At 65.1% G+C, this 22,039-nt stretch carries 19 protein-coding genes; 10 read left to right on the top strand and 9 right to left on the bottom strand.

The features are described from left to right. The first annotated feature begins 39 nt into the window (after positions 1-39). The 3 genes from AC5RWX_RS17940 to AC5RWX_RS17930 are packed head-to-tail and all read left to right on the top strand — an operon-like array spanning position 40 to position 3,431. Positions 40-1,596: a circularly permuted type 2 ATP-grasp protein gene (locus AC5RWX_RS17940; RefSeq protein WP_494097694.1), complete on the top strand. Its 1,557-nt coding sequence runs from the start codon at positions 40-42 to the stop codon at positions 1,594-1,596. Positions 1,597-1,656: 60 nt separating this feature from the next. Further along, positions 1,657-2,583 carry an alpha-E domain-containing protein gene (locus AC5RWX_RS17935; protein WP_102975536.1) on the top strand — a complete coding sequence of 309 codons (927 nt, stop codon included), beginning with the start codon at positions 1,657-1,659 and terminating at the stop codon, positions 2,581-2,583. Then, the gene (locus tag AC5RWX_RS17930) at positions 2,580-3,431 is read left to right on the top strand and encodes a transglutaminase family protein (RefSeq protein ID WP_494097693.1); all 852 of its coding nucleotides are present in this window, start codon (positions 2,580-2,582) and stop codon (positions 3,429-3,431) included. Before AC5RWX_RS17935 ends, AC5RWX_RS17930 begins: the two co-directional genes overlap by 4 nt. Before the next feature lie 96 nt (positions 3,432-3,527). On the opposite strand, the gene AC5RWX_RS17925 is transcribed toward AC5RWX_RS17930, so the two are convergent. Both AC5RWX_RS17925 and glgC read right to left on the bottom strand, forming a co-directional pair. Continuing rightward, complete coding sequence (locus AC5RWX_RS17925) at positions 3,528-4,979, bottom strand: SDR family NAD(P)-dependent oxidoreductase (protein ID WP_458782059.1); 1,452 nt, start codon at positions 4,977-4,979, stop codon at positions 3,528-3,530. Between the two features lie 95 nt (positions 4,980-5,074). Beyond that, positions 5,075-6,484: a glucose-1-phosphate adenylyltransferase gene (gene glgC, locus AC5RWX_RS17920; RefSeq protein WP_494097692.1), complete on the bottom strand. Its 1,410-nt coding sequence runs from the start codon at positions 6,482-6,484 to the stop codon at positions 5,075-5,077. Positions 6,485-6,586: 102 nt separating this feature from the next. Between glgC and glgA the strand changes: the two genes are divergently transcribed. Continuing rightward, on the top strand, positions 6,587-7,792 hold the full coding sequence (gene glgA, locus AC5RWX_RS17915; RefSeq protein WP_494097691.1) for a glycogen synthase: 1,206 nt from the start codon (positions 6,587-6,589) through the stop codon (positions 7,790-7,792). A gap of 79 nt (positions 7,793-7,871) precedes the next feature. Here the strand turns inward: glgA and AC5RWX_RS17910 are convergent, their stop codons facing one another. Both AC5RWX_RS17910 and AC5RWX_RS17905 read right to left on the bottom strand, forming a co-directional pair. Further along, positions 7,872-9,986 (bottom strand): acyl-CoA dehydrogenase family protein, encoded by a 2,115-nt coding sequence (locus AC5RWX_RS17910; RefSeq protein ID WP_494097690.1) that lies wholly within the window; start codon positions 9,984-9,986, stop codon positions 7,872-7,874. 61 nt (positions 9,987-10,047) lie between these two features. Further along, entirely contained in the window at positions 10,048-10,740 is a 693-nt protein-coding gene (locus AC5RWX_RS17905) for a TetR family transcriptional regulator (RefSeq protein WP_494097702.1), read from the bottom strand. Between the two features lie 67 nt (positions 10,741-10,807). Between AC5RWX_RS17905 and AC5RWX_RS17900 the strand changes: the two genes are divergently transcribed. From AC5RWX_RS17900 to AC5RWX_RS17890, 3 genes are read left to right on the top strand one after another with little or no spacing between them, the layout of a single operon-like run. Next, positions 10,808-12,172 carry an acetyl-CoA C-acetyltransferase gene (locus tag AC5RWX_RS17900; RefSeq protein WP_494097689.1) on the top strand — a complete coding sequence of 455 codons (1,365 nt, stop codon included), beginning with the start codon at positions 10,808-10,810 and terminating at the stop codon, positions 12,170-12,172. Positions 12,173-12,181: 9 nt separating this feature from the next. Continuing rightward, positions 12,182-13,522, top strand: coding sequence for a 3-oxoacyl-ACP reductase (locus AC5RWX_RS17895; protein ID WP_494097688.1), 1,341 nt, complete (start codon positions 12,182-12,184; stop codon positions 13,520-13,522). Then, complete coding sequence (locus AC5RWX_RS17890; protein ID WP_494097687.1) at positions 13,519-14,433, top strand: MaoC family dehydratase; 915 nt, start codon at positions 13,519-13,521, stop codon at positions 14,431-14,433. The genes AC5RWX_RS17895 and AC5RWX_RS17890 overlap by 4 nt, the downstream gene beginning before the upstream one ends. Here the strand turns inward: AC5RWX_RS17890 and AC5RWX_RS17885 are convergent. The 4 genes from AC5RWX_RS17885 to AC5RWX_RS17870 form a co-directional block, all read right to left on the bottom strand. Then, complete coding sequence (locus tag AC5RWX_RS17885) at positions 14,430-15,509, bottom strand: FUSC family protein (RefSeq protein WP_494097701.1); 1,080 nt, start codon at positions 15,507-15,509, stop codon at positions 14,430-14,432. The genes AC5RWX_RS17890 and AC5RWX_RS17885 overlap by 4 nt on opposite strands. A gap of 145 nt (positions 15,510-15,654) precedes the next feature. Next, entirely contained in the window at positions 15,655-16,764 is a 1,110-nt protein-coding gene (locus AC5RWX_RS17880) for a serine hydrolase domain-containing protein (protein WP_494097686.1), read from the bottom strand. Positions 16,765-16,794: 30 nt separating this feature from the next. Continuing rightward, on the bottom strand, positions 16,795-17,886 hold the full coding sequence (locus AC5RWX_RS17875) for a glutathione S-transferase family protein (protein WP_494097685.1): 1,092 nt from the start codon (positions 17,884-17,886) through the stop codon (positions 16,795-16,797). Between the two features lie 9 nt (positions 17,887-17,895). After that, entirely contained in the window at positions 17,896-18,636 is a 741-nt protein-coding gene (locus AC5RWX_RS17870) for a M50 family metallopeptidase (RefSeq protein ID WP_494097684.1), read from the bottom strand. A 132-nt stretch (positions 18,637-18,768) separates the two neighbouring features. Here AC5RWX_RS17870 and AC5RWX_RS17865 point away from each other — a divergent pair, with 132 nt between their 5' ends. Beyond that, complete coding sequence (locus tag AC5RWX_RS17865) at positions 18,769-19,233, top strand: GatB/YqeY domain-containing protein (RefSeq protein WP_494097683.1); 465 nt, start codon at positions 18,769-18,771, stop codon at positions 19,231-19,233. 86 nt (positions 19,234-19,319) lie between these two features. Here AC5RWX_RS17865 and AC5RWX_RS17860 read toward each other — a convergent pair whose 3' ends face one another. Beyond that, on the bottom strand, positions 19,320-19,622 hold the full coding sequence (locus tag AC5RWX_RS17860) for a DUF4193 domain-containing protein (protein WP_066275770.1): 303 nt from the start codon (positions 19,620-19,622) through the stop codon (positions 19,320-19,322). A 208-nt stretch (positions 19,623-19,830) separates the two neighbouring features. Here AC5RWX_RS17860 and AC5RWX_RS17855 point away from each other — a divergent pair, with 208 nt between their 5' ends. Both AC5RWX_RS17855 and AC5RWX_RS17850 read left to right on the top strand, forming a co-directional pair. Continuing rightward, positions 19,831-20,973: a glycosyltransferase family 9 protein gene (locus AC5RWX_RS17855; protein ID WP_494097682.1), complete on the top strand. Its 1,143-nt coding sequence runs from the start codon at positions 19,831-19,833 to the stop codon at positions 20,971-20,973. Next, complete coding sequence (locus tag AC5RWX_RS17850) at positions 20,970-21,941, top strand: glycosyltransferase family 9 protein (RefSeq protein WP_494097681.1); 972 nt, start codon at positions 20,970-20,972, stop codon at positions 21,939-21,941. Before AC5RWX_RS17855 ends, AC5RWX_RS17850 begins: the two co-directional genes overlap by 4 nt. Positions 21,942-22,039 lie beyond the last annotated feature (98 nt).

Below are 22,039 nucleotides of genomic sequence, written 5' to 3'. Positions count from 1 at the left end.
GTAATGAGTTCGAAACAAAAAGATGGTTGGCTATTGCACATGTCAGACCTATTCCAGGATTACTCCGTGGCCACCGGCCGGACCGGAGCCTACGACGAGATGTTCGCCCCCGGGCAAGAGGCACGGGGCTCATATGAGCAGGTGGCGGACGCCCTTCGCAAGCTCTCCCTCGCCGACGTCAGCGCGCGGGCGGATTCCATGGCGCGCACCTTCCTGGACCGTGGTGTCACCTTTGACTTCGCCGGTGAGGAACGCCCCTTCCCGCTCGATATCGTCCCCCGGGTCATCCCCGCAGCGGAATGGGACGTGCTTGAACGCGGCGTCGCCCAGCGCGTGCACGCACTTGAGGCCTTCCTCAACGACGTGTACGACAAGATGAACGTGGTGTCCGACGGCGTGATACCCCGGCAGCTGGTGACCACCAGCGCGCACTTCCACCGCCAGGTCCACGGCTTCGAACCGGCCGGCGGCGTCCGGGTGCACATCTCCGGCATCGACGTTGTCCGTGATGCAGCGGGCACCTTCCGGGTGCTGGAGGACAACGTGCGCGTCCCCTCCGGCGTCAGCTATGTTTTGGAGAACCGACGCGCCATGGCCAAGGGCCTGCCCGAGGCGTTCGGCCAGCAGCTCATCCGCCCGGTGGAGGAGTACCCCCGCCGGCTCCTCTCGGCCCTGCGCAAAACCGCGCCCGCCGGCGTGGACGATCCCACCGTCGTCGTCCTGACCCCCGGGGTGTTCAACAGCGCCTACTTTGAGCACACCCTGCTCGCGGGCCTCATGGGTGTGGAACTCGTGGAGGGCCGCGACCTTATTTGCCGCGGAAACCGCGTGTACATGCGTACCACCGCCGGCGAGCAGCGCGTGGACGTCATTTACAAGCGGATCGACGACGACTTCCTGGACCCGCTGCAGTTCCGGGCCGATTCCATGCTCGGCTGCCCCGGGCTCGTCAACGCTGCCCGGGCAGGCGGAGTGACCATCGCCAACGCAGTGGGCAACGGCGTCGCGGATGACAAACTGGTCTACAGTTACGTTCCTGACCTCATCCGCTACTACCTCAATGAGGAACCCATCATCGCGAACGTGGATACCTTCCGCCTGGAGGAGAAGGAAGCCCGCGAATACACCCTGGACCACCTGTCAGAGCTCGTAGTCAAGCCGGTGGACGGCTCCGGCGGCAAGGGCCTGGTCATTGGCCCTGACGCATCCAAGGACGAGCTCGACGCCCTCCGCCAGCGGGTCATCGCAGACCCCCGCGGCTGGATAGCGCAGCCGGTGCTGCAGCTCTCCACCGTGCCCACGCTGAGCGGGGACAAGTTCGGCCCCCGCCACGTGGACCTGCGGCCTTTTGCCGTGAACGACGGCGACAACGTCTGGGTGCTCCCCGGAGGGCTTACCCGCGTGGCACTCAAGGAAGGGTCGCTGATCGTGAACTCCAGCCAGGGTGGCGGTTCCAAGGACACCTGGGTCCTTGCCGATTCGCCCCACCTGCCGGTGGAAACCGTGCCGCGGCAGTCCATCTCCGTCCGCGAGCGTGTTTCCGTCTGGCCGGTCGAAAGCAACTGGCGCGACCGCCAGTCGGAGCAGCAGCAGTGAACCGCCCCACTACCGCGCCAATGTTTCTTTCAGTGTCGGGCCTGCAGGAGGTAGCCGCGAATGCTTAGCCGTATTGCCGAGTCCCTTTTTTGGATTGGCCGTTATGTGGAGCGTGCCGATGGCACGGCACGCATCCTCGATGTGCACCTGGAGCGGCTGAACCACCTGCCCATGGACGAACGCAAAAGCGTGGCACAGGAACTCCTGGCCGTGATGGGCGCCCGTCCGCAGAGCGAGGACTTCGGCCTGCCGGAACTGCTCCATGCCCTGGCTTACGACAAGACCAGCGCCACCTCCATTGCCGGGTCGCTGGGAGCCGCACGCGAGAACGCCCGCCGTGCCCGCGAAACGGTTTCCTCCGGCCTCTGGGAGAGCCTGAACACCACGTACTACGGGCTAAGCCAGCACCGCAAGGACGTGGTGGGTACCTACCGCTTCTGCAACTGGACGCTGGAGCGCACCGCCATGGTGAGCGGCCTGGCGGACACCACAGTGAGCCATGACGAAAGCTGGCTCTTCCTGGTGCTGGGACGCTCCCTGGAACGGGCCGACATGACGGCCCGCATGCTTTCCACCCGGGACGTCCTGTCCGCCGGCATGTCCTGGGTCAACATGCTTCGGTGCGCCGGTGCGTACGAATCCTTCCTGCGTACCCGGCGCGCGGCCTTCGGTGATCAGCACGCCGCCGAATTCCTGCTCCTGGACCGGTTGTTCCCGCGGTCCATCGTGTACGCGCTGCGGGACGCTGACGAGTGCCTCGCCAAGCTCGATCCGTCGGCCCAGCGCGTGGGCTTCATCAACGACGCCCGCAGGATTGTGGGCCAGGCCCGCACGTTCCTTGAGTTCCACCGCACGGACGACCTCATGTCCGAGCTGCCCGAACACATGGAACGCGTGCAGAAGGCAGTGTCCCAGGCCTCGGACGCCATTTCCCGTAAGTACTTCAATCAGGCCGACGAACTGGCCTGGGTGGGAGAAGTTTCATGACCCGGCTGAGCATCGTGCACAAGACGGCCTACAAGTACAACAAGCGGGTCACGTTGTCCTATAACGAGGCCCGCATGACGCCCCTCACGGATTCCCAGCAGGTGGTGCTGGAATCGGTGGTCAAGGTTTCGCCGTCGCAGGCTGCTGTGAGCACCTACCGAGACTACTGGGGGACCAGGGTCACGGCATTCGACATGCAGATGCCGCACGAACACCTCGAGGTGGTCACCAACATCACGGTGGAAGTACACCGTGCCGGTAAGATCCCCTCCGAGTCCGACATTGTGGGCTGGGATGTCCTCGCCTCGCCCGAGACGGTCAATACGTTCAGCGACTGGCTCCCCCAGTCCCGGCTGAGCGGTCCCGGGGACGAGGTCCTTGGCCTCATCCCCGAGGTGGTGGCCGGGAAGAACCCGCACGACGCCGCCATGGCAGTCTTCGAGTGGATGCGCGGTGAGATGACGTACATGTCCGGCTCCACCGCCGTCACCACCAACGCCGAGGAGGCATGGGGCCAGCGCCAGGGCGTGTGCCAGGACCTCGCCCACCTCGCCATCGGCGCGCTGCGGAGCTGCGGAATCCCGGCCCGGTACGTCTCGGGTTACCTGCACCCGCGTTCCAGCGCCGGCATCGGCGAAACGGTCGCGGGGCAGTCACACGCGTGGCTGGAATTCTGGGACGGTGACTGGCGCAGCTGGGACCCCACCAACCACAAGCCCGCCGGCGACTTCCACGTCACAGTGGCGCGTGGGCGGGACTACCGCGATGTGGCCCCGCTGAAAGGCATCTTGTCCGGTGGCGGCGGGTCGGCGCTGAACGTCAGCGTTGAGATCACCCAGCTGGCCTGACCGGCAGGCCGGGAACCGATCGTTGGCGTGAACCAGGGGCGTCCACATCTGTGGACGCCCCTGGTGTGGCAGTAGCCGGAACGTGCGGGCATCCGCCTACCAGGGGCTTGGCTTGTAGTCCTTGAGGAACACGCCGTACTGGTCCTCGCCGTTCTCACCCATCACGATCGGATCGTAGACCCGTGCAGCCCCGTCCACCAGGTCAAGGGGCGCGTGGAAGCCTTCCTCCATCAGCCGGACCTTGGTGAAGTGCGGCCGCTCGTCAGTGATCCAGCCGGTGTCGACCGCGGTCATCAGGATGCCGTCGCTTTCCAGCATCTCCTGTGCGCTGGTGCGGGTCATCATGTTCAGCGCAGCCTTGGCCATGTTCGTGTGCGGGTGCCCGGGGCCCTTGTAGGCACGGGAGAACTGGCCCTCCATGGCAGAGACGTTCACGATGTACTTCCGCCGTGCTGTGGACTGCTTCATGGCCGAACGCAGTCGGCTGACCAAAAGGAAGGGAGCGGTGACGTTGCAGAGCTGGACCTCGAGCATCTCGAGCGGGTCCACCTCGTCCACCACCTGCGTCCAACTGTTGATCGTCGCGAGGTCCGGCACCAGCCCGCCGGCGTCGATCGCTGTTCCCGAGGCGATACGTTCCAGCGACGCGGAACCAGTGGAAAGTGCCAGCGAGGTGATGGCGTCGCCGGCGAGGACCGGGTGCTCCGTAACGCTGCTGGCCAAGGCCAGGGGGTGCTTGTCGTGGGCGTGGCCGAAGGTCACCAGCTCGGGACCGCCATTGGCCTGCTCCAGGGCTGCGGGCAGCGGTTCGTCCTCAGCGTCCACCAGCGGCTTGTAGGCGTTGCCGGACCGCCGCACCGTCTGGGCTGCGTTATTGATGATGATGTCCAGTGGGCCGGCTTCATTGAGTGAGTCCGTCAAGGCCATGACCTGGGCGGGGTCCCTCAGGTCGATGCCCACGATGCGGAGCCGGTGCAGCCACTCTCCGCTGTCCTCCATGGCAGCGAAGCGGCGGGCGGCGTCCTTGGGGAAGCGTGTGGTGATGGTGGTATGAGCGCCGTCGCGGAGCAGTCGGAGCGCGATGTACATACCGATTTTGGCCCGCCCGCCGGTGAGCAGCGCCCGGCGGCCCGTCAGGTCCGTGCGGGCGTCGCGCTTGCCGTGGTTGAAGGCGGCGCATTCCGGGCAGAGCTGGTGGTAAAAAGCGTCAACCTGGGTGTAGTGCTGCTTGCAGATGTAGCACGGGCGGGACCGGATAAGGTGGCCGGCCACCTTGCCGGTGGCGGAAGGAGCGAGTTTGTTCCCGCGGGTTTCGTCGTCGATCCGGTCCGGGGCTGCGGTAGCCGTCTGGGCGATCACTGCCCGGTCGGCCTCGGAAATCAGGTCCCGCTTCGTGACGCGGCGGTGCCTCTTGACGGCCTTGAACATTTTGCCGGTGGCACGGCGCACCGAAACGTAGTCCGGATGCTCCTCGTCATAGGCGTGGATCGTGTTGAGGACCTTGAGGCAGGCCTGAATTTCCTCAGGCGTCAGATCGGGGGAGCTCATTGTAGCGATTTTACAGCCTGGGACCCCCTGCCGGCCCCACCATCAACACGGCCGGCAGCGGGGGAGCGCCCGGCACGAGCACTCCCGGCAGACAATCAGGAGATACTCGCGCCGGGCGCCATTTCGGCCGCTGCCGCGGCGTGTGTCTTGGCGACCTTGTCAACGGACTCGCGGACGTCCGGGTACTGCGCGGCTGCGGCCTTGACGGCGTTCGGCACAACATGGAGGTTGGCGGCCGCGAGCTTGCGCTCTTCTTCGCCGGGCTCCGGAACCTCCTGGCCCTTGGACAGCACAGTAATCCCGGAATCCGTGACTTTGAAGCCGCGCGCGCGGTCCAGTTCCGGGTCCAGTCCGATCGCTGCCCCGGCCGGCACCTTAACGTTTTTGTCGATGATCGTCCGGTTGATAACGGCGCCCTCGCCGATCTGTACCTTGTCCATCAGCACTGAATCGATAATGCGGCTGCTGGTTGCCACATAGACATCGTTGGAGAGGACCGAGCCCTCCACAACACCGCCGGAGATCACCACGCCGCTGGAAACGATCGAGTCCAGGGCAGTGCCAACCGTGTTGTTCTGGCCGCGGACGAATTTGGCCGGCGGCGAAATGCTCTGCCGGGTGTAGATGGGCCATTCGGAGTTGTACAGGTTGAAGACCGGGAGCGGAGAGATGAGGTCCATGTGGGCATCGTAGAAGGAATCGATGGTGCCGACGTCACGCCAGTAGGTGCGGTCCCGCTCGGTGGAGCCGGGGATGTCGTTGAGGGTGAAGTCGTAGACGCCGGCTTCGCCCTGGTTCACGAAGTAGGGGATGATGTCCCCGCCCATGTCGTGCTTGGTGTCGAGCCGCTCGGCGTCCACGTGCAGCGCCGCGACCAGGGCGTCGGCGTCGAAGACGTAGTTGCCCATGGAGGCCAGGAACTGCGAGGGGTCCGCTGCGAGTCCGGGGGTACTGGCGGGCTTTTCCACAAAAGCGGCGATTTTCTGGGGATCGTTCTGGTCCACTTCGATCACGCCGAACTGGTCCGCCATGTGCAGGGGCTGCCGCACTGCGGCTACGGTTGCCTTGGCGCCGCTGTGGACGTGCTGTGCCACCATCTGCGCGAAGTCCATGCGGTAAACGTGGTCGGCGCCGACCACTACCACGATGTCCGGGTTCGCGTCATGGATGAGGTTCAGCGACTGGTAGATGGCGTTGGCGCTGCCGAGGAACCAACTCTTGCCAACGCGCTGCTGCGCCGGGACGGAGGCAACGTAGTTGCCCAGCTGCGTGGACATGCGCCAGGTCTCGGAGATATGCCGGTCCAGGCTGTGCGATTTGTACTGGGTGAGCACAACGATCTGCAGGTAGCGGGAATTCACCAGGTTGGACAACGCGAAGTCGATGAGGCGGTAGCTTCCTGCAAAGGGCACCGCCGGTTTCGCGCGGTCTGCCGTCAGCGGCATCAGCCTGTTTCCCTCGCCGCCTGCGAGGACAATGGCCAGGACTCTTTTGTTCAACGGCATAATGGTCGCTCCTGTACGCCTTCGTAACTCCCCAAGACAGTCCGGCATGTCCGGACTCCTTCACACTAGAACAGTTATGCGTGAAGGACTACCTTGGGTCTTGTGCGAATAGACATTGTGACTAAAGAGTTTCCGCCGGAGATCTATGGTGGCGCGGGTGTCCACGTGGCCGAATTGAGCAGGGTGCTTAGTAAGCATGTTGACCTGCAGGTTCGTGCATTTGGGGCTCCCCGCGACGCTGACTATCATGGCGCGGCGGTGACGTCTTACGCCGTGCCGGAGGATCTCGGCTCGGCCAACGCCGCGGTGCAGACGCTGGGCGTCGACCTGCGGATCGTCCCGGACGTTGAAGGTGCGGACCTGGTCCATTCGCATACCTGGTACGCCAACATGGCCGGGCATCTCGCGTCCCTGCTCCATGGGATTCCGCATGTGCTCAGCGCGCACAGCCTGGAACCGCTCCGCCCGTGGAAGGCAGAGCAGCTTGGCGGAGGCTATGCACTGTCCTCCTGGGTGGAAAAGACCGCCTACGAGGCCGCAGCAGCCATCATCGCTGTGTCCGAAGGCATGCGGCAGGACATCCTGCGCAGCTACCCCAACGTGGATCCGGCCAAGGTGCGGGTGGTCCACAACGGCATCGACGTCGAGCTATGGAACCGTGACGAGAACAGCGACGCCGTCCGCGCCCTGGGTATCGATCCGGACAAGCCAAGCGTGGTTTTTGTGGGGAGAAACACCCGCCAGAAGGGTGTTCCCTACCTCCTGCGGGCCGCTGCGAAGCTTCCTGCCGACGTCCAGCTGGTCCTCTGCCTGGGTGCCGCTGACACGCCGGAGCTGGCAGCGGAGACTGCCCGCCTGATCGAGGACCTGCAGCGGGAGCGCACCGGCGTTGTCCTGATCGAGCGCATGCTGCCCCGCAACGAGCTCATCCAGGTCCTCAGCCACGCCACTGCCTTCGCCTGCCCCTCCATCTACGAGCCGCTCGGCATCGTAAACCTGGAAGCCATGGCGTGTGGGGCAGCAGTTGTGGCGAGCGCCACCGGCGGTATCCCTGAGGTGGTTGATCACGGCCGGACCGGCCTGCTGGTGGACCTGGAGCAGGTGACGGACGGTACCGGAACTCCCCTTGACCCGGAAAAATTCGTCACCGAGTTCGCCGCCGCCCTCACCGAGGTTGTCTCGGACCCTGAGCGCGCCCGCGCCATGGGACAGGCAGGGCGGCTGCGTGCCGAACAGCACTTCTCGTGGGAATCCATCACCGAGACGACGCTTGAGGTGTACCGCTCAGTGCTTCCGGCACAGGGCTAGCCTTTATAGGTAAATGACAGCGGCGCCGCCCCTTCGCAAGGGGAGCGGCGCCGTCGTCGTTCATGCCGTCAGGGGACGGTCAATTGCGCTTGCCTGCAGCGGTACGTGCGATCAGCACCTTTTCGTCCACCGGAGCCTGGCCGCTGGCGCGTTGGCTCCGGAAGTAGGCCCGGGCCTCCTCCTGCCGCTTCTTCTCGGCACCGGTGGCGATCGTAGCCCGCACATGCTGCTCGCCGTAACCGAAGGCGTCCACCAGGTCCACGGCGTGCGGGCGGAGCTTGACCAGCAGCCGGTTGATGTACTCGCCCACCGTGCGGCCCCGCTGCATGGAAAGGCGGCCGTTCATGAGGTACCAGGACAGGTTCTTCTCGATCAGGGAAAGGCCGAACAGGTCGCGCAGCCAGGTAAGCACTGTTTTTGTGCCAGGGTCGGTGACAGCGCGGAGCGCGTCCGTGAACGCCTCCCACTGGAGCAGCTCGGCGTGCGCCTGGGCTGCGTCAATGAGTTCATTCTGGTGCCGGTTGAACAGGGCCGCACCCTTCTCCTGCGACAACCTGCCCGTGCCCTTGAGCGCTGTGGCAGCTTCAGCGACCATGGTCTGGACACGGTCCGTGAGGAGCGCGCGCTGGCTTTCCTCGTCCCGCAGCGCAATGGCTGCCTTTTGCACTGAGCCGGTGTCCGCGACGAACTGTGCCACCTGGCGCAGGCCGGTGCGGTGGAGGGCCGCGCCGGTAGCCTGGCCCACCACGTAACGGGCCAGCACCCCGAAGTCGACACTCCGGAATTCCTTGGCGTAGTCGGCCAGCAGCCGTTTGGCGACGAGCTGCAGCAGCACGGTATTGTCGCCTTCGAAGGTGGCGTAGACGTCGAGGTCGGCCCGCAGCGACGCGAAGCGGTTCTCGATCAGGAACCCGGCGCCACCGCAGGCTTCGCGGCATTCCTGCAGGGTATCCAAAGCATGCCAGGTGCTCAGCGGTTTCAGTGCTGCGGCGAGGGTTTCGAGGTCCTGGCGGTCCTCGTCCGTGTCATGGGCGCCGGAGAAGACACCATCGAATTTCTCCAGCAGCTGCTCGTGGGCAAAACTGGCCGCGTACGTGGTGGCCAGCCTCGTGAACAGGCGCTTCTGGTGGCGCTGGTAATCGAGGAGCACTTCCTCTTCCGTGTGGGAGGAGGCGTTGAACTGGCGGCGCTCGGTGGCGTACTGGATGGCTGCTTTCAACGCCACTTTGGATGCGGCCACGGCGGCGCCGTCGAGGGATACTCGGCCCTGTACCAGGGTGCCCAGCATGGTGAAGAAGCGCCGGCCCGGGCTGGCGATGGAGGAGGTGTACCGGCCGTCGGCATCCACGTCCCCATAGCGGTTCAGCAGGTTGGTCCGCGGGATCCGGACATTCGTGAAGTGCAGCCTGCCGTTGTCGATGCCGTTGAGCCCACCCTTGACGCCGTCGTCCTCGCCTCCGATGCCCGGCAGGAATTCTTTCGTCGCGGGGTCCCGGAGATCCACGTAGAACGCATGGACCCCGTGATTGACGCCCCGGGTAACCAGCTGGGCGAAGACCACCGCGCCCAAGCCGTCATTGGCCGCGTTTCCGATGTAGTCCTTCCAGGCAGCGCGGAAAGGGGTGTGCACGACGAATTCGTCAGTGGAAGGGTCGTATGTGGCGGTGGTGGCGATACTGGCCACGTCCGAGCCGTGCCCTGTCTCCGTCATGGCGAAGCACCCCGGGATCGCCAGGTTCATGATGCCCGGAAGCCATTTGGCGTGGTGTTCGGCAGTGCCGAGGTGCATCACCGCGGAACCAAAAAGCCCCCATTGGACGCCGGCTTTGATCTGCAGCGAAGGGTCCGCCACCACCAGTTCCTCAAAACCGGCGATGTTCCCGCCGTGGTCGTCCGAGCCGCCCAAGGACTCGGGGAATGCCCGGTGGACGGCCTCGTTCTCCACGAGGTACTGCAGCTGCCCGAACACCCTGGCGCGGTGCTCAGTGTGCGTCAGGCCTTCGACCTTGTGCAGCTCGGGTGACGCTGCGAGGTTCCGGGCCTGGAGCCGGACTGCTGCCCACTTGCCAAGGAGCTGCTCACCCAGCGCGTCGACGTCGACGGCGGGCTGCGCGGAGGCTACTCCCGGTGCGGCAGCGGCCACCGCGGCGGGGCGGTGCCTGTTTCCAGCGGGACGGTCCACTAGTTCAGTCATGTCAATGTCCTTCGTTGGTGCTGACAGATGGGTTGGTGGTGCTGCGGCAAAGCAGGGGGTATCAGGCGTCAGGGGCGGACAGCCTGGGCAGCTCTGGAGCGATGCCAACGCACAGCCAGGCGGTGATCTGCCGTGCCATCGCCTCCTGCCCTGGTTTTGTTGGGGAGTCCGGCGTACTCAGCCACTGTTCACCGGCATTCCGTACCATCCCGATCGCTGCTTTGGGCCAGTAGCCGATAACGGCCTCCTTGCCGTCCCCCAAATGCGAACGCATGGGGGTGGCGATCATGTCGGCGACGGCTTCAAAAAAATGCCCCAGGGCAGCCGATCCCGCTGCGGAATCCTGGGTAGTGTCCGGTTCCGCTGCGGCATGCCGTGTCACAAAGGTGTAGACGTTGGGGCTCGTACTGGCCATCTGAAGGTAGGCGGTGACCATTGCCAGCAGACCTTCACGCGGGGTGACGGCGCTCTGTGCAGCCTCCTTGATCCGGCGCTGCATCTGGCTGAGGACAACTTCGCCCACTGCCTGCTGCAGCCCGGCCTTGTCACCGAAATAGCGGTAGAAGACAGACTTGGAAGTACCGGCGGCGGCGGCAATGTCCTCCATGGAGGCGTCGCTGCCCAGTGCGTGCACCGCCCGGCGGGCTGACTTGATCAGCTCCCTGCGCCGCTCCTCCCGGTGGCTCTGCCACCGCGACGAGCGGCCGTCTCCGGGCCCGCCGGCAACGGCGGGCACATGCCCTGCTTCCTGGATGTTCACGATACCCAGCGTATCAGGTACGCTGGGTATCGGTAATCGAACGTGACCCGAGGAGATAGCCATGTCCATTGACGGACAGCCCACCACCGGACCCGACGCGGCCGGAACGCCCGCCGCAACCTCCGTCCCTGCACCCCGCAGGGCCGTCATCGTGGGAGGCAACCGAATCCCCTTTGCGCGGTCCGGCGGGGCCTATGCCAAGTCCTCCAACCAGGACATGCTCACTGCTGCCCTGGACGGACTGATCGCCCGTTTCGGGCTGCAGGATGAACGCATCGGGGAAGTGGGTGCCGGTGCAGTGCTGAAGCACTCAAGGGACTTCAATCTCACCCGTGAGGCCGTCCTCGGCTCCGCACTGTCCCCCGAGACGCCCGCCTACGACCTCCAGCAGGCCTGCGCCACAGGCCTGGAAACTGTTGTAGGACTGTCCAACAAGATCAAGCTGGGCCAGATCGACTCCGCGATCGCCGGCGGCGTCGACTCTGCCTCTGATGCACCCGTCGTGGTCAGCGAAGGACTCCGTGAGGTGATCCTCGACCTCAGCCGGGCCAAAACCCTTCCACAGCGGCTGCAGATCCTCAGCCGCCTGCGGCCCAAGGACCTGGCACCGCTGGCGCCCGGAACGGCCGAGCCGAGAACGGGGTTGTCCATGGGGGAGCACCAGGCACTCACCACGGCCCAGTGGAAAGTGTCGCGGGAGGCGCAGGATGAAGTGGCCCTGAACAGCCACCGGAACCTCGCTGCAGCCTACGGCGCCGGATTCTTCGACGACCTGCTCACCCCCTACCGAGGGCTGACGAGGGACGGCAACCTGCGGCCAGACACTTCCCTGGAAAAACTCGCAACCCTGAAGCCGGTCTTTGGCAGGAACCTCGGTGCCGACGCCACCATGACAGCCGGCAACTCCACCCCGTTGACGGACGGCGCCTCCACAGTGCTGCTGTCCTCCGAAGAGTGGGCCGACGCCCGCGACCTGCCCATGTTGGCCGCTGTGGTGGACGCCGAAGCCGCCGCGGTGGATTTTGTGCACGGGAAGGACGGCCTGCTGATGGCACCCGTCTTCGCCGTGCCCAGGCTGCTCTCCCGGCACGGGCTCACCCTTGACGACTTTGACTTCATCGAGATCCACGAAGCCTTCGCAGCCACTGTCCTCAGCATGCTGGAAGCCTGGGAGGACGAGGAATTCGGGCGGACCCGGCTGGGGCTGCCCGGTGCCTTTGGCAAAATCGACCGGTCAAAGTTGAATGTCAACGGGTCCTCGCTTGCCGCAGGCCATCCGTTCGCCGCGACCGGCGGCCGGATTGTGGCTTCGCTCGCCAAGACGCTCCACGAAAAAGCCAGAACCGAAGGCCGTCCCGCCCGGGGCCTCGTCTCGGTCTGCGCAGCTGGCGGACTTGGCGTCGCCGCGATTCTTGAATCACTGTAAGGGGAACGGATGACAGACAAGTACGCACAACTGGTAAGCCAGGGCCTGGGCAGGAACATGGCCAAAAAGCTCGGGCTGCCCCAGCCGGCAGTATTGCGCCGGTACGAGCCCGGCCAGCCCTTGATGACCGGACCCATCCTGGTCCAGGGCGGCACTGCCGGCGCCGACAGCCTGGCCGCCGAACTGCTTTCCTGGGATCATGACGTCCGGCGGCACGCCGTTCCCCGGGAAAAGCTTGGTGCCATCATCCTGGTACTGGACGAAGTGGCGCAGCCAGACGACCTCGGGAAGCCGATACTCTCCGCTGCAGCCTCCCTGCGGGATCTCGCTCCGGGTGGCCGTGTTATCACGGTGTCCCGGCCTGCCTCGGACGCAACCTCGCCGGCGGCAGCAGCCGCACGCCAGGGGGTGGACGGGTTCCTGCGTTCCCTGGCCAAGGAACTGCGTGCGGGTGCCACCGGCAACGGCATTCTCCTGGCACCGGACGTAAACACAACGAGCCCAAGCGCGCTGGCGGCAGTCCGGTTCTTCCTCTCCGGCCGCTCCGCTTTCGTGGACGGCCAGTTCGTCACGGTGTCCACGACGGCGGGAGAACTTTCCGCGGATCCTGAGAAGCCCCTGGCCGGGCGGATCGCCGTCGTCACCGGAGCAGCCCGCGGCATCGGTGCGGCCATAGCCCGGACACTCCACCGGGACGGCGCCACTTTGGTGCTGGTGGACATCCCTGCGGCGGGCGACCAGCTGGCGCTGGTGGCCAATGAGGTGCGGGGGACAGCCCTCCAGCTGGACATCAGCAGGGAGGATGCCGGGCAACGGATCCTCGAGCACGCCGTCCAGCGGCACGGGCGCCTGGACATCATGATCCACAACGCCGGCATCACCAGGGACAAGCTCCTGGCCAACATGGATGAGGCCCGCTGGAACCCGGTGATTAACATCAACATTGCTGCCCAGCTCCGGATCAATGAGGCCCTCCTCGCCTCAGGACACTTCCGCAGCTCTCCCCGGATCGTCTCCGTTGCCTCCACCAGCGGCATCGCCGGCAACCGCGGCCAGACAAACTATGCGGCGTCCAAGGGCGGAGTCATGGGCATGGTCCGGGCGACAGCTCCGCTTCTTGCCGCGCAAGGCGGCAGCATCAACGCCGTCGCGCCCGGGTTTATCGAAACCGGTATGACGGCCCGGATACCCTTTGCACTGCGGGAGATGGGCCGGCGCCTGAACTCGCTGCAGCAGGGTGGCCAGCCATCCGACGTCGCAGAGACCATCGCCTTCCTGGCCAGCGACGCGGCAGGTGGTATCAACGGCGAGGTGCTCCGTGTCTGCGGCCAGAACCTGGTGGGGGCATGACGCCTGTACAGCCGCTTATCCTGGGCGAAATGCCGTCGCTTTCCAAGCTGTACGTCAATGCTGCGGCTCAAGCGGCCCGGCGCCGGCTGCTGGGGACGCATGACGGATCAGTCCTTCCAGCCGAAAGCCACGAAGTCCGCGGCGTCACGGTGGACGTCGGGAACCTTACGGCCTACCAGCACCTCATTGGCGAAACTGCCAGTGATGTCCTGCCTGCAGGATTCATCCACGCCCTGGCGTTTCCGCTCGCCATGAGCGTCATGAACCGGGACGATTTTCCCTTGCCGCTGCTCGGCATGATCCACCTGCGCAACTTCGTGGAATACAGGTTGCCGCTCCTCTTCACCGATGCCCTGGTCATCGCCGCCCACGTGGAGAACCTTCGTGGTCACCGGTCGGGCACACAGGTGGACCTGGTGGTCGAGGTCCGCAGGGCCCCGACCGAGGAAATCTCCTGGCGGGGGGTCTCCACCTATCTGGCCAAGGGCGTTTTCCTGCCGGGAATCGACAAACCGACAGTCGCCCCGGCGCGGCCGGAGTTCACGGCACCTGATCCCACCGCGCTGTGGCAGCTCGGCGTGGACACCGGAAGGGCCTACGCGGCAGTGTCCGGCGACTTCAACCCGATCCACCTCAGCGTGCTGTCCGCCAAGGCACTGGGCATGCGCCGCTCCATTGCCCACGGCATGTACCTGGCGGCCAGGGCACTCGCCGACGTCGGTGCGGTCCGCGGGGATTCCTTCACCTGGGAAGTCGACTTTGAGGCTCCGGTTTTCCTTCCCTGCCGGGTCGCCCTGGACATCAGTACCGTGCAGCGCACGGCAGGAGGAGCCTGGGAGCGTTCCGATTTCGTCGCGTGGAACCCCCGCTCTGGCCGCCGTCACTTCAGCGGCTCAGTAGCCACCCTCTAGGGTTCCCGCCGGGGCGGCGCGCCCGAATCACCCGAGTGGACGGCGCGCAGGATCCGGTGGAGGCTCAGGAGGATGGATTCGGACGCCGGAACCGCGCCTTCGTCCAGGTCCCGGGTGGCCGTTGCTGACAAGCAGGCTTCCACCGCCGCCTTGGCGCCCTCATAAAGATCCTCCTGCTGTTGTGGTTCTTCATTGCTGAATGAGCGCAGCAATTCGCCGGTGGCGGTGATGGCCTCGGCCAGCGGACCATTGTCATGCAGCGGGACGGTGTACGGCACATCGCTTTCCCAGATGACGTCCGAGAGTACCTCCGTCATGTCCTGAATGTGGAAGGTCACCCTCTCCAGCTGGCGAAGGTTCCGGTAGTCACGGTCTATGTCCCGGGGGTGGAGTTTGCGGCGGGGATTTACGCGCCGGCTGGCATCGGCTTCGTTGACGAGGTGCCGTACCGTGCGGGTGGCTGATGCGAGCTCATCCGAGCGGCGGGACCATTCCTCGTGTTCGGGCGGCCACTCTTCCTTCAGCGCTGCGCCCATGTCCGTCAGTTGCCTGCCCAAGGCAAGGCGGAGATCGTCGAGGCTGGCCGCGGCCGCTTTCAGGTGCAGCGGGGGAAAGACCAGGAAGTTTACCGCGATGCCCACCGCAACGCCGGCGCCCATCTGCACAAGGTAGCCAAAGGAAAAGTCGTCCGCGTTGCTGCCTCCCACGAGGAGCACCAGCAGGGCCGCCGTCGGAATCCAATCACTGCCCGAGCCTAGTCCCGGCATCCCGCCCAGCAGTACGCCTATGCCCATGAACAAAGCCACCGTCAGGGGCGATGGATCGGCGATGTTCACCAGGATGACTGCGAGGCCTATTCCCACGGCGAGCCCAGCGAGGGCTTGGAAGCCTTGCCGGACCGAGCCCGCCACGTTGTGGTACATGGCCACCAGCGCACCCAGCGGCGCGTAGTAGGGATAGTTCGCCGCCGCTCCGGGCATGAGCGGGGCGATAAGGAATGCCAAGCCTGCGGCGAGGGCGGCTTTGGCCGCCAACTGCAGGCGTTGCGCAACGAACGCCGCGGACAGTCCTTCCACTGTCTGTTTCAGAAACTGGGTCCCCTTGGCCCACCGGACTGCCGGACGTGCTTCAGAATTGCCCATCCGATCCACCCTAGAGGGCCTATGCGGCAGGGAACAAAGCGACTGGTCAGGACGGCAGGCACAGCGCCATGTGGGACGTTTAGGACAAAGCCGCCGCCGATCGGCGCACGGCTGCAGCCAGTTGGTGTGCCTTTCCAGGGGTACGGCCGTCCTCCGCCCGCCGTGGGATGTAGCCGAACCCCAGGCCGTAGGCGGGGTCGGCGAACCCGAGGGCAGCGTTGGCGCCTTCGTGGCCGAAAGCACGGTGGCTCCCGAAGTTCCGGGAGGGATGCGGCTTCATAAACACCACGGCAAAAGCGTTGTCCAGGCCGGAGGAACGGTCCAGGCCCCACACCTGTTCCTGGGACATCAGCTCCACCGTTCCAGGAGCCAGGAAACCTTTCCCACCGTTGACTCCGGTGGTGGCTGCGGCATAAAGCCGGGCCAGTCCCTCAGCGGATCCCACTCCGCCGGCCGCCGACATGCCTGCGCGGCGCACAGTGCTGACGTTGGGGAGCTCCATGATGGTGCTGACGGCTGCGTTGCTGTTCAACCCGTCCAGGCTGAGCGGATCGACCCAGGGCTGTTGCGGATCGATGGTGTAAAGGACGTCCCGGTAGCGCGGCTCCAACTCCTCCGGCAGGCCCAGGAAAAAATCGATGTCCAGTGCCGTCCGGATCCGGCGGTCATAGATGCTCTGCAGCGACTCTCCTGCCGTGCGGCGGCACAGCTCCTCCATGATGATCCCGATGGTCAGGGCGTGGTAGCCGAACTGGCGGCCAGGCTCCCAGGCCGGCCGGGCCGCGGCGAGGCGGGCGGCAGCACCAGGGGTGGTGAACTCGTCCAGGGCGAAACCGCCCTCCACTCCCATGATTCCGGCCTGGTGGGACAGCGCTTCCCGTACCAGCAGCTGGTCCTTGCCATGGACCGCAAACTCCGGCCAGTAATGCGAAACCCTGGCGCCGAGGTCAAGCAGTCCGTCCTGGACCAGGAGCGCGACCACCATGGCTGCCACTCCTTTGGAACAGGAGTAGGCACCGGTTAGCGTACCTTCGTCCATGTCCGGTCCACCGGTGAGTCCCACCACCTGCCTCCCGTGATGGTAGGCGGCGAGCTGCGCGCTGTACTGAGGATCCTCAGCCAGGAATGACTCGAACAGCTCCAGGACATTTTCGTAGCCGGCCGCTACGTGGCATTGAGTTGTCTGCATCCGGCCAGTTTAGCCAGAAAGCGCTTTCCTTCAGGAGTGCGCTCCATGTCCCGGCGCAACTTCTTCGCCGGCCTTCACCGGCCCCGGCGGGGTTCCATCTCCGAAGGGCCGGCCGCCCAGGGACTCACGCCCGTGGGCCTCAAGCCAGCCATCCAGTGCAGGGCCGGCAGGGACGATTCCGGTGGGATTGATGTCCTCATGCACGATGTAGTAGTGCTGTTTGATCTGCACGAAATCGGTGGTATCGCCGAAGCCGGGAGTCTGGAAGAGGTCGCGTGCGTAGCCCCAGAGGGCCGGCATCTCGCTTAGTTTCTGGCGGTTGCACTTGAAGTGGCCGTGGTAGACGGCGTCGAACCGCGCCAAGGTGGTAAAAAGCCTCACGTCGGCTTCCGTGATGGTGTCGCCCACCAGGTACCGCTGCCGGGAGAGCCGGTCTTCCAGCCAGTCCATGGCAGACCAAAGCCGGGCATAGGCGGCGTCGTACGCCTCCTGGGACCCCGCGAAGCCACAGCGGTACACTCCGTTGTTGACTTCGGTGAACACCCGCTTGTTGACCTTGTCGATCTCCTCCCGAAGATGCTCGGGGTACAGCTGGGGGGCGCCGGGCCGGTGGAACTTTGTCCACTCCGTTGAGAAGTCGAGCGTGATCTGCGGGTAGTTGTTGGTGACTACTGCCCCAGTAGCCACGTCAACAATCGCCGGCACGGTGATGCCCCGCGGATAGTCGGGGAACCGCTTGAAGTACGCATCCTGCAGGCGCTCGATGCCCAGGACCGGGTCAACGCCGTCGGGATCCAGGTCGAAGGTCCACGATCGGGCGTCATGCGTGGGGCCGGGCTGCCCGAGGGAAAGGGCATCCTCCAGCCCCAGCAGCCGGCGGACAATAACTGCCCGGTTGGCCCAGGGGCACGCCCTGGCGGCAATGAGGCGGTATCGCCCCGGTTCCACCGGCCAGCCGGGTTCCCCGTTAACCCCCTGCCTGCCGTCTGAGGTAATCCGGTCCTCGATGTAGTTGGTGTCGCGGTTGAATTCCGCGCCACCCGTTACGTAGGCGCCGCGCGTACTGTGCTCCGTGGTACCGCCGCTTTCCACCTGCTGGGTGCTTTCCGTTTCCTGGCTCATAAAACCACCCTAAACGCCCGCGGGCAGGACTGCAGAGATAGGCTGCCAGGCGGCCAGCCAGGACCCGCCCACGAGGACCGTAAACAGGAGGATCCACACAACGGAAGGAATCGCCGTCGCACGGTACAGGAGGTACGCGTCGGAACTGGCAAGCCGGTCCCTCCGCCGCAGGTGCACATGCGTGAGCTTGATGAGGTCCCGTACAGCGCCCACCAGCAGTACCAGGCCCAGAATGACGGACACGTGGCCCACGAATCCGGCCGGAACCAGAAAAATAAGGGCCATATTGACGCCTATTGCAGCAATGGTGATGAGGAATCCCGCGGGGTTGCGGAGGAAGAGCAGTGTGGCTGCAAGGGCCACCGTGCTGACGGCCAGGGCGGCAGGTCCCCAGCCGTTGAAGCCGCACCACACGAACCCTGCGCCGACGATGGCAGGGACGGGATATCCCCAGAAACAGGACCATACGGTGGCAAGTTTGCTCCGGCTGTACGTGGTGGTAGTCCCTGAATGGTCCAGCCGGAGCCGTATGCCCGACAACCGCTGGCCGCTGGTGACGGCTGCAAAGGCGTGTCCCAGCTCGTGGGTGGCGGTTGCAAGCAGGCCCACGAACTTCCAGGACTGGCGGGGGATTGACAAGGCAGTCACTATGCCCGCGGCCAGCACCAGCTCAGTGAACGTGATGACGGGAAGATCAGTGCGGCTGAAGGCACTGATGAATGTGTTCCAGGGGTCCTGGGGAAGGTTCACCGAGTGCTTCCCGGGAATGAGAATGAGTGGTCATTTTCGGCCATAAGCACCTACGGTACTAGGAATGGGTGGACGCTGCCGCGGCGCCCTGTGGCGCTCCGTCCCAACGAAAAACACAGGAACAGAGGAAACGTGTCATCTTTGAAGGAACGGCTGCAGGCCGACGTCGTCATCCATATGAAGGAGCGCAATAAGACTGCGCTGACCACTGTCCGGAACGTTCTGGGCGAGATTGAGACCCGGGAGAAGTCGGGTAAGACGCCCGTGCAGCTCGATGACGCGCAGGTGACGTCCCTGCTTCAAAAGGAAGCTTCAAAGCGCCGGGATACGGCCGGCATCTACGCGGAAGCGGGACAGCCGGACCGGGCGGCAGCGGAAATTGCTGAAGCGGAAGTGATCGAGTCTTACCTGCCGAAGCCCCTGACCCTGCAGGAGGTGGAGGCGATGGTGGACGAGGTCATCGCCGGGCTCCGCGCCGAGGGGCGCGAACTGACGCCGCGGCAGATGGGTGAAGTGATGAAGCCTGTTACGGCAAAGGTTGCAGGCCGCTTCGACGGTAAGGAAGTCAGCCGGCTGGTGCGCCAGAAGCTCGCATAAAGCGGAAGGCACGTCCACTCGGTAGTGGGCGTGCCTTTTGCTCAGTTGAGGGCGGCTGAACGCACCGTCCCGCCTTGCTTCCTGATTTAGCCTTCGCACTCGGTGCAGTAGCTGTGGCCGTCCTTCTGGCGCGCAATCTGCGAGCGGTGGCGGACCAGGAAGCAGGAGTAGCAGGTAAATTCGTCCTCGGCCTGGGGGATGACCTGCACCACGAGCTCCTCAGCGACAAACTCGCCGCCGGGTACGCCCGCGCCGTCGAGGCCGTCAGCTTCGTCCAGCTCCAGGACAACGCTGCGCGCGTCGGGAGCGTTAGCTGACTGGAGCTGCTCGAGAGAGTTGTCCTGCGATTCCTTGACGTCGGAACGCAGTTCGTCGTAATCGGTTGCCACTTTAGGTGCTTCTCTTTTCTTTGGTTCGTCTGTCGCGTATGAAACGTACAGCATCATCCGGGTATTCCCCAATAGCCGGAGTATATTGGCCGCCGTCTGGGTAGAGGTTTAACGAAGCGGCCTCAAGGTTCATCACCCTACTGTGGCTGTACGGGCAGCGGAGGTCGCAGCTAACGCTGCGGTCTCCGCACTATCTGAAGGGGTATATGTGGAGCAGCTCACTGCAGAGTTCGGGGGCGCCGGGCGGACCGGCACGGGCGTTGGTCCGGTTCTGGAAAAGTTTGAGTCGGTATCAAGGATAGTCGTATTACGCGGCGGGGGCCTCGGCGACCTCATTTTCGCTATTCCCGCCATTGCCGCACTAAAAGCGGCATATCCCCAGGCCTCCATAACCCTCCTCGGCACCCCGGCGCACAAGGCTTTGATTGCCGCCACAAAAAGCCCAGTGGACGAGGTTCAGGTCCTGCCCTTTTCCGAAGGTGTGCGGCCCGGGAGCGAGGACGAGGAAGAGCTGGAGCGGTTCTTCGAGGAAATGCGGGCCCGGCGCTTTGATCTGGGGGTTCAGATCCATGGCGGCGGGCGGTATTCAAATCCCTTCCTGCTCCGGCTCGGAGCCCGCCACACGGTGGGAACCCGCACGCCTGACGCAGCGAGCCTGGAGCGTACCGTGCCCTACCTCTATTACCAGCATGAACCGCTGAGGGCTCTGGAGGTGGCCGGATTCGCGGGTGCGTTCCCTGTAGACCTGGAGGCGCGGTTGGCTCCGGCGGAGGGACTTCGCCGCTCTCCGCACGCGGCCGACGACGACGGCCAGCCTTTGGTGGTAATGCACCCCGGGGCTACGGATCCCCGGCGTCGTTGGCCGGCTGAGCGGTTCGCTGAACTTGCCGTCGCCTGCGCCGCGGACGGTTTCCACGTGGTGGTGGTGGGGGATGAGAGCGAGAAGGGGCTTGCCGGGCGGATCGTCGAGCTGGCCGGTTCCGGCCAGGTACGTTCATTGGCCGGTGAACTCGACATGGCAGGTTTGGTGGAAGTGCTGGCGGGTGCGGCGGTGGTTGTCGGAAATGACAGCGGACCCCGCCACCTCGCCCAAGCCCTGGGGGTTCCGACCGTCGGCATCTTCTGGGTCGGCAACGTCATCAATGCCGGCGCACTGGGCCGGAGCCTTCACCGTATCCACGCTTCCTGGGTGACCGCCTGCCCCACCTGCGGCATAGATGTGACCCAAGTGGGTTGGACGGCCCCGCGCTGCTCCCACGACGATTCAGTGGTGGCAGGCATTGCTGCGCGCGACGTCCACGAGGACGTCCGTAGCCTGGCGGCCACCGAACTGACCAGGCAGCAGGCATGAGCGCGACGGAACGTGCTGCAGTGCGGGAAGCCAAGGAGCCGCTCGACGGGAAGCCCGAGCTTCTGGTCCTTCGAGCGTTGAAGCTTGGGGACCTGCTGGTCGCAGTGCCGGCCCTGAAGGCGCTTCGGCGGGAGTTTCCGGAACACCGGCTGAGGTACGCGGCCCAAGGGTGGCTCTCTGAGGCGCTCGGGCTCGTGGGCGGTTATGAACTTCTGCCCACGCACGGTCTGGATGAGCCCCTGGCCCTGGAACCGGGCGTTGTGGACGTGGCAGTGAACCTGCACGGCAGCGGACCGGAAAGCCAGGGCAGGATTGAGGCGTTGCAAGCCCGGCACACCATAGGCCACCGGAGCCAGTACCGGGACGGGCCGCCGTGGCGTGCCGAGCTGCACGAGAGGGAACGCTGGGTCAACCTCCTGGCATGGCACGGCATCGAGGCCGACCCTTTGGACATCCACTTGAATACTCCGCATATCCCGAGCCCCGTGCCGGGTGCCACCGTCCTGCACGTGGGGGCCGCTTACGGCAGCCGTCTCTGGCCCGCCGAGCGTTTCGCGGCTGTTGCCGCCGCGCTTGAAGCGGCTGGCCACAACGTTGTCTTCACCGGTGGCAGCGGCGAAAGGGACCGGGCGCTGGACGTGTGCCTCCGGTCGGGGCTTGCGGAGGATGCAGTGTTGGCGGGACGGCTAGGCCTTGGGGAGTTCGCCGCGACCATTGCAGCGGCCCGCCTGGTGGTCTCCGCCGATACGGGCGCTGCGCACCTGGCTTCCGCATACGGAACGCCATCTGTGGTGTTGTTCGGGCCCGCTCCGCCCGAGATCTGGGGTCCGCCCCCGGGTCCGCACGTCGTCCTGACCCGCGCCGAGCTGCGGCGGGGGGACACCTTCGCGGCCCAGCCGGATCCGGCGCTGTTGGCAATTACCGTGCAGGATGTTCTGGCTGCAGTGCGGGGGCTGGGGGTGTTCTAGCTGTACTGCCCAGGGACGTTGGTTGGATGAATGTGATGACTCGCTGGAGTCGTTGACTCATGGGTGAGGACCTCCGATTGCACAGTGGAGTTGCTTAG

Source organism: Arthrobacter sp. SPT-J7 (assembly GCF_059089965.1).
Note: the sequence above shows the minus strand (reverse complement) of the source record. Positions and strands in the feature narration are given on the sequence as shown.

Excerpts from the sequence above, each read along its gene's own strand:
- AC5RWX_RS17940 (WP_494097694.1), top strand. The coding sequence starts at position 40 with ATGTCAGACCTATTCCAGGATTACTCCGTGGCCACCGGCCGGACCGGA.
- AC5RWX_RS17935 (WP_102975536.1), top strand. The coding sequence starts at position 1,657 with ATGCTTAGCCGTATTGCCGAGTCCCTTTTTTGGATTGGCCGTTATGTG.
- AC5RWX_RS17930 (WP_494097693.1), top strand. The coding sequence starts at position 2,580 with ATGACCCGGCTGAGCATCGTGCACAAGACGGCCTACAAGTACAACAAG.
- AC5RWX_RS17925 (WP_458782059.1), bottom strand. The coding sequence starts at position 4,979 with ATGAGCTCCCCCGATCTGACGCCTGAGGAAATTCAGGCCTGCCTCAAG.
- glgC (WP_494097692.1), bottom strand. The coding sequence starts at position 6,484 with ATGCCGTTGAACAAAAGAGTCCTGGCCATTGTCCTCGCAGGCGGCGAG.
- AC5RWX_RS17910 (WP_494097690.1), bottom strand. The coding sequence starts at position 9,986 with ATGACTGAACTAGTGGACCGTCCCGCTGGAAACAGGCACCGCCCCGCC.
- AC5RWX_RS17900 (WP_494097689.1), top strand. The coding sequence starts at position 10,808 with ATGTCCATTGACGGACAGCCCACCACCGGACCCGACGCGGCCGGAACG.
- AC5RWX_RS17895 (WP_494097688.1), top strand. The coding sequence starts at position 12,182 with ATGACAGACAAGTACGCACAACTGGTAAGCCAGGGCCTGGGCAGGAAC.
- AC5RWX_RS17890 (WP_494097687.1), top strand. The coding sequence starts at position 13,519 with ATGACGCCTGTACAGCCGCTTATCCTGGGCGAAATGCCGTCGCTTTCC.
- AC5RWX_RS17880 (WP_494097686.1), bottom strand. The coding sequence starts at position 16,764 with ATGCAGACAACTCAATGCCACGTAGCGGCCGGCTACGAAAATGTCCTG.
- AC5RWX_RS17875 (WP_494097685.1), bottom strand. The coding sequence starts at position 17,886 with ATGAGCCAGGAAACGGAAAGCACCCAGCAGGTGGAAAGCGGCGGTACC.
- AC5RWX_RS17850 (WP_494097681.1), top strand. The coding sequence starts at position 20,970 with ATGAGCGCGACGGAACGTGCTGCAGTGCGGGAAGCCAAGGAGCCGCTC.